Annotated in this window: 11 protein-coding genes and 1 pseudogene; 3 read left to right on the forward strand and 9 right to left on the reverse strand. The window is 52.3% G+C overall.

What is annotated here, in order from left to right; translation table 11 throughout:
• Positions 1–97: 97 nt before the first annotated feature.
• Positions 98–1,279, forward strand: coding sequence for an AmmeMemoRadiSam system protein B (gene amrB, locus VMT71_09260; protein HVN24150.1), 1,182 nt, complete (start codon positions 98–100; stop codon positions 1,277–1,279).
• Between the two features lie 105 nt (positions 1,280–1,384).
• Here amrB and VMT71_09265 read toward each other — a convergent pair whose 3' ends face one another.
• On the reverse strand, positions 1,385–1,807 hold the full coding sequence (locus VMT71_09265) for a secondary thiamine-phosphate synthase enzyme YjbQ (GenBank protein ID HVN24151.1): 423 nt from the start codon (positions 1,805–1,807) through the stop codon (positions 1,385–1,387).
• 359 nt (positions 1,808–2,166) lie between these two features.
• On the opposite strand from VMT71_09265, the gene VMT71_09270 reads away from it, so the two are divergent.
• Together VMT71_09270 and VMT71_09275 are read left to right on the forward strand one after the other, a co-directional pair.
• Positions 2,167–2,967, forward strand: coding sequence for a DUF169 domain-containing protein (locus VMT71_09270; protein ID HVN24152.1), 801 nt, complete (start codon positions 2,167–2,169; stop codon positions 2,965–2,967).
• A 42-nt stretch (positions 2,968–3,009) separates the two neighbouring features.
• On the forward strand, positions 3,010–3,795 hold the full coding sequence (locus tag VMT71_09275; GenBank protein HVN24153.1) for an EFR1 family ferrodoxin: 786 nt from the start codon (positions 3,010–3,012) through the stop codon (positions 3,793–3,795).
• Between the two features lie 33 nt (positions 3,796–3,828).
• Here the strand turns inward: VMT71_09275 and VMT71_09280 are convergent, their stop codons facing one another.
• The 8 genes and pseudogenes from VMT71_09280 to VMT71_09315 form a co-directional block, all read right to left on the reverse strand.
• Entirely contained in the window at positions 3,829–5,487 is a 1,659-nt protein-coding gene (locus VMT71_09280) for an FAD-dependent oxidoreductase (GenBank protein HVN24154.1), read from the reverse strand.
• 316 nt (positions 5,488–5,803) lie between these two features.
• Positions 5,804–6,277, reverse strand: a complete 474-nt coding sequence (locus VMT71_09285; GenBank protein ID HVN24155.1) for a metalloregulator ArsR/SmtB family transcription factor — start codon at positions 6,275–6,277, stop codon at positions 5,804–5,806.
• A 51-nt stretch (positions 6,278–6,328) separates the two neighbouring features.
• The gene (locus VMT71_09290; protein ID HVN24156.1) at positions 6,329–7,084 is read right to left on the reverse strand and encodes a 4Fe-4S binding protein; all 756 of its coding nucleotides are present in this window, start codon (positions 7,082–7,084) and stop codon (positions 6,329–6,331) included.
• A gap of 74 nt (positions 7,085–7,158) precedes the next feature.
• The gene (locus VMT71_09295; protein HVN24157.1) at positions 7,159–7,362 is read right to left on the reverse strand and encodes a cation transporter; all 204 of its coding nucleotides are present in this window, start codon (positions 7,360–7,362) and stop codon (positions 7,159–7,161) included.
• A 228-nt stretch (positions 7,363–7,590) separates the two neighbouring features.
• Positions 7,591–7,941: a molybdenum cofactor biosynthesis protein MoaE gene (locus tag VMT71_09300; protein ID HVN24158.1), complete on the reverse strand. Its 351-nt coding sequence runs from the start codon at positions 7,939–7,941 to the stop codon at positions 7,591–7,593.
• A 466-nt stretch (positions 7,942–8,407) separates the two neighbouring features.
• The gene (locus tag VMT71_09305) at positions 8,408–8,791 is read right to left on the reverse strand and encodes a NifB/NifX family molybdenum-iron cluster-binding protein (protein ID HVN24159.1); all 384 of its coding nucleotides are present in this window, start codon (positions 8,789–8,791) and stop codon (positions 8,408–8,410) included.
• 55 nt (positions 8,792–8,846) lie between these two features.
• Positions 8,847–9,245: a hypothetical protein gene (locus VMT71_09310; GenBank protein ID HVN24160.1), complete on the reverse strand. Its 399-nt coding sequence runs from the start codon at positions 9,243–9,245 to the stop codon at positions 8,847–8,849.
• 33 nt (positions 9,246–9,278) lie between these two features.
• Positions 9,279–9,932, reverse strand: a pseudogene (locus VMT71_09315) (nitroreductase).
• Between the last annotated feature and the right edge of the window lie 8 nt (positions 9,933–9,940).

Genomic DNA, 9,940 nt, shown 5'->3' on the forward strand with positions numbered 1-9,940 from the left:
AAAGCAACGTATAGGTTGCGTCCCATGCCAACTATCTTTATTGCCCGAGCTGTGGTATATATTGCCCGCTATGGAATACTCTCAGGAACATCCCAAAATGAGATGGGTCGAGGTTCTGCCCGTATCCCAGGACGGCAGGCAAATGTTTTACCTCAAAGATCACGAAGGATTAACAGAATCGTCGCTTGTCGTCTCCAGGGACGTGCTCTTTCTGATCGCGCTCATGGATGGCAAGCGTTCTTTGAGAGACCTTCAAGAGGAATACACGAGGGCTTCGGGAACCCTCGTCCATCTCGAACAGATTCAGTCCGTAGTCGAGGCTATGGACGCAGGGTTTCTCCTGGACAACGAACGCTTCCAGAACTGCCTGCAGAAGGCAAAGCAAGAGTATGAATCTGCCCTGTACCGGCAGCCATGTTGCTCCGGAAGGAGCTATCCCGAAGAAAAAGAGGAGTTGCTTGCTTACTTCAACCAGTTGTTCGCGGGGACTGAAAGTCCTCAAGCAAAGGGAGACATGCTGGGTATCCTTGCTCCCCATATCGACTACGCCCGGGGGTATAAGGTCTACAGAGAGGTGTACAAATACCTCCCGCTTACCGACAAAGAACTCGTTGTTATCATCGGAACATGTCATGGCCTCGCCCCGAATCTGTGGAATATTTCTCTCAAGGATTTCTGCACTCCCCTCGGTATTCTGCCCTGTACGGGAGAGATGGCACGTCTCGTCAGGGCCAATCCCGTCCTCAGCAGGCATCTGGACGAATGGTGCCACAGAACCGAACATTCCATCGAGCTCCAGCTTCCCATCATCCAGCATCAGCTCATGGGCAGGAACGTCGAGACCCTCTGCATTCTTACCGGCTCTATGCATGAGTACATGAGCAGCGAGGAAAACCCGGACACAGGCATCCTGCGCGATCTCTGCGACAACCTGAAGCAGGTGCTTGAAGCGTATGGCAAACCTTATTTGGTGATAGCCGGCGCTGACCTGGCTCACATCGGAGCCCAATTTGGAGACAGGTACGCCCTGGACCATTCAACACTGTTTGACTCGAAGACAAAAGATGAAGAAATCCTGGAGAGAGTCAGAAAGGTGGATGGCGGCGGTTTTCTCGCAGCAATCCGCGCGGAAGAGGACAGAAGAAGGATCTGCGGTCTCGCGCCCATGTATTTCCAGCTCTCTCTGCTCGAGGGATCATCGTGCGACATTGTGAGTTACGACCAGTGGACTGATGGAAAATCCTCGGTGAGCTTCGCCGGAGCAGTCTTTTACCGCTGAACATCCAAAAGCTGTTACGAGTTGCGAGTTACGCGTTTCATGCTTTGTTCCTTGACTCGTAACCCGTAACAACGCCATGGGCGTATTAACCCGTAACAGGCCTCATTACTCCCCGATGATATGGATGATGATAATCCGTTCCCGCGGCCTGTTGTCGAAGTCCGCCAGCACCACCTGCTGCCAGGTGCCGAGCAAGAGCCTCCCCTCTTCAAAGGGTATGGTCAGAGAAGGGCCGGTAAATGCCGCGCGAACGTGGCTGAAGCCGTTTGCGTCTCCCCACGTCGCATCATGGTGGTACGATTTTTTCTCCGGAGCGAGCCTGTCATAGAACTCGAGCATGTCTTTACTCAATCCGGGCTCATATTCGAAGGTCGTGATCGCCGCCGTCGAACCGACAACGAAGACGGTTACATTGCCGATGATGAGTTTAGACTGCTGAAGCTTCTCCATCACAGGTTCAGTGATGTTAATGAGAGTCCTGTTGCCTTTGGTACTCAGTTTGAGTCTGTCGCTGACGATTTTCACCATCTCCCCCTCATTGAGACAAGCATCTCTTTAGCCCCTTTCCTGCCAGAAAGTTGTGATGCTTCGAAACTCCGATTGAACGTGTGGTGCAAAATAAAAAATCGGGAAGATATATTCTTTCCGTCCGTCGGAATACAACGAATACTCGCTAGTTTTAACGATAGGGCTCGCGGCAAAATATAACATTAAACCGTGCCATTCTGCACCCTATATACACCCGAGACCTTGATCGGAGCATCATAGCAAGCTTTGTCACCTTTTCCTGTCTGCACGAACAGCAGCGATCCGGGGAGCGCTTGAGTTTTCTCCTTCCGTTTGGTAAAAAGTCCATCACAGCATGAAGCTCTTTTTACGGAGGTTTGATGTTTCCTTTGAATGAACTGAATGGCTTTGGCGAGGAGATGGAGAAACGACTGCAACTTGCAACGTCTCCCGTTGCAGTGAAGCTGCTCGAAGATGAAAAGGCGATTCCCGAGGGAGCAATCAGGCCCAAGAAGGATCGGGGAACCCACCTGGCTTTGTGTCAGGCATTTGCGATGTCCCGCCGCGAAAGAGCGACGGTGGCGATGCTGAAGGAAGACCACTGGTGCTACCTGCCGGTTATTGCCTTCGGACATTCAGAGCCTCCGGAGTTCTTCCTGCAAGGGAACACCTTTGTGAAGTTCATGGTGGACGATGCGAAGACCGCGAGGAAGTTGGCAGAGACGTTTCCCCGCCTGGAATGCGGAAAATACATTGGCGTGTTATCCGCTCCTCTGAGCAGGACCTCATTCGAACCTGACGTGGTGGTGATCTACTGCAACACGAACCAGTTGCGGTGCCTGCTGTCTGCGGTGAAATACAAGGACGGGTATATTGTCGAATCTACGCTTGATCCGGGAGGTGCGTGCTTACAGTCAACCGTGCCCGTGCTGAAGACGGGTGAGTGTCAGGTGACCGTGCCGTGCGGCGGTGATCGTGCCCATGCCCTGGCCAGAGATGATGAGATGATCTTCTCGATTCCCACCCACAGATTGAAAGACATGATGTTCGGGTTGAGAGCTCTGGATGAGGCGGGCCGGGGGTACACCCGGTTCGTACCCGACATGAGGCCTGACTATCCTTTGCCGCAGACGTACCGCAAAGCAGGCGCTCTGGTGGGACTGGAAGTTGATTTGAGATAGCGCGCGGGATCAGGTCATAGTTTGCGACAAGAGAGGCAAGGCATGAGATCGGTGTGTCTTATTTACTTCTCACCAACAGGGACTACTCGAAAGGTACTCGAGGCAATCGCCACGGGAATTGTTGCCGATGATGTCAATCACGTTGATCTGACGCGTGAAGTGACAAGAGCGACTGACAGCATCGAAATAAAGAGTGACATCGCTATTATCGGCACGCCTGTCTATTCCGGTAGAGTCCCGCTTAGGGCAATAGAGGCGCTGCAACGAATAAAAGCGCAGAACACTCCGGCGGTTGTCGTTGCCGTGTACGGCAACAGAGCGTATGACGATGCGCTCCTCGAACTGACTGAACTTGCGAAACAGTGCGGCTTTAAACCTGTTGCGGCAGCGGCCTTCATAGGCGAGCACTCCTTCTCCACTTCTATTGCTCCCATCGCAGAAGGAAGACCTGATAGAGAGGATATCAAGAAAGCTGAAAATTTTGGGAAGGTGATCCGACAAAAGATAGGCAAAGGCATCGCCAAAACCGTTGTTCTGCAAGTCCCAGGCAACTTCCCTTACAAAGCGAGAAATCCTTCACCGCCGCCTCCTATCACAGATGAAGCGAACTGTATCAAATGTGCAAACTGCGTAACAATCTGTCCGGCACAAGCTGTCACTATACGGGATGATACTGTGTTGACTGAGAACGCAAGGTGTATGGCGTGCTGTGCATGCGTCAAGAACTGCCCGAGCGGCGCCCGCCGTGTACACCCCAAGCTCGCGGAACGGGCGCAAACATTGAGCACTACCTGCCGCGATCGAAAAGGGCCGGAGTTCTTTATCTAAGAAAGCATTCGATATCGCTGGTGGTTCTCGCGATTATTTTTTGCCTGGCTTCATCAGTGAGCCTCCAGCCAGGTATTTGATCCTGGCAAAGCCCTTCTCGCGCAGGATGCGGAAAGCCTCGGACGAACGGACCCCCTTGGAGCAGACACACACCACGTCTTTATCTTTCGGCACCTGATCACAAAGAACCCGGAATTCTTCGAAGGGGACATTGATCGTATCCTTTTCAGGAAGAGGACGGTTTGCTGCTTCTTTGGTGCGTCGGACATCCACGATAATACAGTCATCGATCGCAGCATCGGGAGGCAGTGCTTCAACGCCTTCCATGAATTCATTGCGTGCCACGCAGGCGAGTGAGTAGAGCGGATCGACTGCCGGCGCATAAGGCGGTGCGTACGCGAACTCAGCGTCGAGCAGGTCCGCGAGCGTTCCGTCGTGTTTGAGGAGAGTGGAAAATACATCGACTCGTTTCACCACCTCGCCTTTGCTGTAACCCTGAAGACCGAGGAGCTTTGTTGTGCTCTTGTCGTACACCAGTTTCAAATGAACATTCTGAGATTCCGGGTAGTAATCCGCCCTATCGGTGAAACTTCCCCATGCAACGCCAACCTTGAAGCCCGATGCTCTGGCCGACTTTTCAGTAAGCCCCGTGGCCGACACATTCATACTGAAAACCTTTACCGCAGCGCTACCCACCACCCGTTCAAACCGTTCGTCTCCGCCACCGATAGTGGAGCCGATGACACGACCCTGCCGGTTGGCCAATGAACCGAGCGGCAGGAGAATCGGCTGGCCGGAGATGAGATGCGTTAATTCCACGCAATCTCCTGCAGCAAAAATGTTCGGATCGGTCGTGGTCATCCTTTCGTCGACAACAATTCCTCCGGTTCTCCCGATCTCAAGACCACAATCAGCAGCGAGCTTACTGTTGGGCCTGACGCCTATTGCAACGGCAGCATGATCAGCCAGAAAATCGCCTTGGGGTGTCTTGATGGTGACACCGTTTTCAGATTCAACTATGCCCTGCAGCGGGCAATTCGTGCGCACCTCCACCCCTTCCTCCATGAGGTATGCCTCCACGGCATTCGCCATTTCAGGATCAAGCATTGCGGGTAAAATCTGGGGGGCAGCTTCGAACAGCATTGCTCGAACGCCCCACATAGCAGTAAAAGCCTCTGCAAGTTCACAACCGATAGGCCCGGCGCCAATCAACCCCACCGATGAAATCTGCCCGGCCTGGAGAGCGCCGCGTAAAGCGATAGAGTCTTCCAGCACTTTAAACGTTGAGACCCGATGACTGTTACCTGGAATTCCCGGAAAGATAACGGGAGAGGCTCCGGTCGCGAGAACAAGTTTGTCGAAAGGATACTCCTTTGTTTCCCCGCTTACCATTGACTCACAGATGACCTTACGCGCCCCGCGGTCAATCTGCTTTACCTCTGTTTGGATCACAACTTCGAGTCCTTTTGCATTTCTGAAGAAGTTTGGATCGCGAATCACCCCATAAGCCGTTTCGCGCAGCTTATCAGCGCTCGCGATATCACCGGAGACAAAGTACGGCATGCCGCAGGCGCCGTATGAAATGAACTGCCCGTAGTCTATGACTGTAACCTGCGCTTTCGGCAATAAACGCTTCGACCGCGCCGCCGCACGCAATCCGGCCGCGTTCGCACCTATTACGACGATTCTCATGGCCTCACCTTCCAATGGTTCCTCCCTTTAACGACGCATTCGGCCTGCAATTATATCAGGAGTATTGGGCATCGTGTGTCAACTCATTAATTCTTATCATAATCATAACTTCTCTTTGAGAATAGGTCGCCGGAGATCTAGCAGACTAAAGCAAGTGAGTCTTTGCAGTTCGAGCCGTTTCTCACCCATGTCATAACGCGGATCCTTGGTCTCGTCGTAGACGCGGCCATCACAGAACCCTATTCCCTTTAACGAATGAGAACGCAATTCGTTTCGTTTAATAATGGACATGCAAGATGAACTAGATCGCTGGAGACTAGGATTCCGAGTTGGCGCCTCGTATGCGTCTCGAAAACTCCTCACGATTCTCAAGGAGTTGGAGCAGAACGTCTCGCATTATAGTGCACGCATCTGTAATTTTGGGAGTGGCCAGACGGTAATAGATGACGGTCCCCTCCCGCCGCGCAATCAGTATACCTTTCTGCTTCATAATCGAGAGATGCTGGGAAAGATTGGCTTTAGGGATGCCCATTGCCTTCATCATCTGCCCTGCAGAGAGTTCACCATTCTTCAGAAGACTGAGAATATGCAGCCGCTTAGGATTGGCGAGAGTCTGGCATACCTCGGCCTGCACCTCAAAAATACCCGTATCCTCCTGTAAACGAGAACCTGTTTTCTTTTTTCCTTTATCTCGGATCATAGCATCATTGTAGCGTCTGTGACCTGCATCGTCAACAAAACCTCGCGAGATTCCCCTCTCCGCAACGCCCTGTCGTACTCCTTCACCCACGTCTTATTCGCGGGTAACGCGCGCACAGCCCATGCGTCCGTTAGAAACCGTTTACCCTTTAAACGACAGCGCAACGTATGGACAAGCCTGGCCGCAGAGTCCACATTTCAGACAGTCGCCACCATGCGACATACGCTCCGTGTCTTTCAACTCGTACGGCTTCAGTTTCATAGGGCAAACCTTTGCGCAAAGCTTGCACTCTACGCAGTTCTCTGCTTCCATCTTAAGCGGCCGTCTGTTTGCGGCCACCCAGTTGGACATGGTTCCAATTGGACAAATGTAGCACCAGGTGCGGTGATGAACGAGAAGTGCGAGTAGTATTCCGACACCTGTCGTGATCGTCAACAGCATCACGAAGAAACCACCGATTGCATAGACATCGGGCCAGAGCCTTACAATTTGAAATCCCAGCATGACCATGAGAAACGTGAGCGTTCCGACACGCATGGGCAGCGACCGGAAGACCTCAGGAATCTTTTTGCCGGAACTCACCCTTTTCAGGAGACCATCCGCAAAGGAACCTCTGGGGCAAAGCCAATTGCACCATGTGCGGCCCCGGAACAGAGCGATTCCTATACCCAATAGCATGCACAACGGAATGAAATAACCGACAACAGGGTAAACCCATCCAGTTGCTACAAGTCCCAGGAATCCGGTGCCTATAATCGTCTGCCGGATGCTTCTCCTTTTCTGCTTTCGATCAAGTTCTTGCTTTCGCTCGCTTACAGTCGAACTAGGGCGGGCAGCCCTGTCTCTTATTTCTTCAACGTTGCGATTTTGCACAATAGCTTGACTTGTCCCTGACATTTTACCCTTCTCCTCTTCCCGTCCACCCGAATTTGTTTATGGAGTACAGACCATGCCTCACGTTCTGGCTATTTCTATCTTCTGATCGTGTAGCCTGCATTCTCCACTACCTTTTCCACATCTTCCTTTTTGACTTTCGATTCATCGTACGTGACCTTCGCACTGCGAACATTCACCTCAGATCCCGATACGCCCGGCATCTGATCCAGTGCTTTCTTAACCCGCATCACGCAGTGTTGACAGCTCATACCATCAATTGCAAGATTTACCTCAAGCATCATAACCTCCTCTTTCTTGTATTGGTCCCGGAAGCCAAAACTAACTTCGACTTCGTGGTCGCAATGTTCATTATATATAATGTTTCTATATATTGCAACAACTAAATGATAGGGCGATATTTTTGATGTCACGTGCATGATTAACGGTAGAACGCCATCCTGCAATGGCGCTAAGGAGGATTATTGTTTGCTGCCTGTCTCCCGGACACTTTTGGAGAACGTGATCGGCTACGAGATTTCGCGTTCCCTGACGATTTCACCCTTGATTGCAGTCAGAAGTTCCGTGAAGACAGGCAGGATATCCGTGCGGAAGCGGCCCGCGACCAGGACAAGCATTATATCGTCCCCCACCTTGAGTTTCCCGCTATTGATCCAGACTCTTATATCGACAATGCCCTCGCGCATCCGCAACCTACTCGCTACCAGATCAAGTTTCTCTTTATCATGCGAGAGGTGCATGCCCTTTATACATTGGCCTGTTTTTGACGTACCCCTGACAATGCCGTCATGCACGAGGATCATGCCGAGTGAGTCAGGGTCAGACTTTTCTTTCACCTCTCTAAGCCAGAGATCAAGCATGCGCATCTCTAAAACCCTTCCCGCTCAAACCGTCGAAAAAGGGTTACACCGCCCGCTACAAAAATTTCTATCACGATCCAGTGGTTGATGCCCAACGCATCCGGTACGGTCACCTTTCCGAAATCCCCATTTCGGGATCATCCGGGTTCCTCTTGGCAAAGGTCACAGGACCGGCCGTATCCAATCCGCAAACCGCGAATCTGTCCGATAAGCGAATTTTATCCTGAACAGCAACTGCCCGGGGAGCCGCAGGAACCGGGCGCTCCGCAACAGCCTCCCGATGCCTGTTCAACAGGGCTGCGCCCGGAAGCAGGCGCATTATGGGCGGACATCAACTTGACAAGATTCTGGCTCCCGCACTTCGTACAACGGAGTGTCTCCTCTTTTCCCAATACTATGAACTCGCTCACCTCGTTGCATTCGTTGCAACGGTATTCGAATATAGGCATTGATCCTCCTGATTTAATCAGTGTCCGCAGCCGCCCTGTCCCTGGGCGTGTCCGCCGCACGCGTGCTGCAGAGTGAGTTCGGGTAACTTATGCTCCTTGAGCAGATCCAGGTTCTGTTGTACCGTCTCTGCCGCGGCGCGGTAGACCTTGACGCCTTCAGCATTGAGCCTGTTGATCGCCCCCGCTCCGATTCCGCCGACCACCACGGCATCGGGCTTCAGCCCGCCTATAGCCTGGATCGGATTGCACGCACCGTGCACATGGTTGAGGTCGCGGTTGTTGACTGTCTCCGTTTTGGAGATCTCGGTGTCTACCACGATAAATGCGGGGGCAGATCCGAAATGACCATACACCACACTTTTGACTCCATCGTCTTTTTCAACTGCAAAACATACTTTCATCTGTTACCTCCTCAATTCACGTTTATTTCGATGAGATCCTATCGATGATCTCACATTATGCATCAAAAAGCGTGTAGCAAATCTGTGTCTCTTTTTTTGTTGCTTTGAGAACTTCCATATGCCTGAGTGCCGCGAATTCTCTCTTGAACTCCTGTTCAGTCAGATGGACGTCGTGCATAATCTCTTCGGCGCTAGCCTCACCCTTTTCCTTGATCAGAGCAACGATACGGCACTGCACACGCGTCAGCACAGAAAACTTGTCCTGTCCCTGCAGGGAGGATCGGGATGTATAGACGGCCCACGGATCGCACGCTTTCGGGGGAGACAAGATGTTCATATAACAGTCTTCGCAATAGGTCCTCCCCATGTGTTGGTAGCTTTGCTCCTCATCTATCTTTTTACCGCATGCTTCGCATAGCCGCGATGTGCCCATCACGTTTCTCCCGCTCTTCACGGCGCCAGCATCCGTCTACGATCATGCCTGCCTCTATTCCATCCATCGCACGAATGCTTCTAATCTATCTCTCGGTGATGTGAACCTGTTGATGGAACTTTCCCAATCGGGATGTCCCAGTGCTACCCCTATGACCACGCTCTTCTCTTCCGGTACGTTCAACTCATCTTTCACGTCGTCCTCGTACGCGGCAATCAGTCCGATGGGGCACGTCCACACGCCAGAGGCGTGGGCCGCCAGCACGAGATATCAGAGCACTGCCCCTATATCGACGAGCCGGGCTTTCGAGAACGCGTTGTCGAGGCAGATAATAATGGCTACCGGTGCACCGTAAAAGCTGCAGCTTCCTTCATTGATGAATCGATTGAAGTCGCGCCTCATCTCATCAAGGTACAGCTTCATGCCTTCGAACGACTCCGTACCTCTTGCGGCAAATATCTTTGAGAGGGGCCTCACATTTCCGGGGCTGCAGGAAATCCGCCTCTCGCGAAAGGCCCTCACAAGCCGCCGGCTGAGCCGCCCCTTCTCCTCTCCCATGACGACGGTAAACTCCCATGGCTGCAGGTTACTGGCAGAAGGGGCCCGAATAGCGTAGCGCAAGATCTCCTCGATTTTATCTCTCGGAACCGGCTCCGCACTGAAGCTCCGGATACTCTTCCTCTGGCTTATGGCATCACGTATGTCCATTTCGGTTT

The organism is Syntrophorhabdales bacterium, assembly GCA_035541455.1.
Lineage (GTDB): Bacteria > Desulfobacterota > Syntrophorhabdia > Syntrophorhabdales > WCHB1-27 > JADGQN01.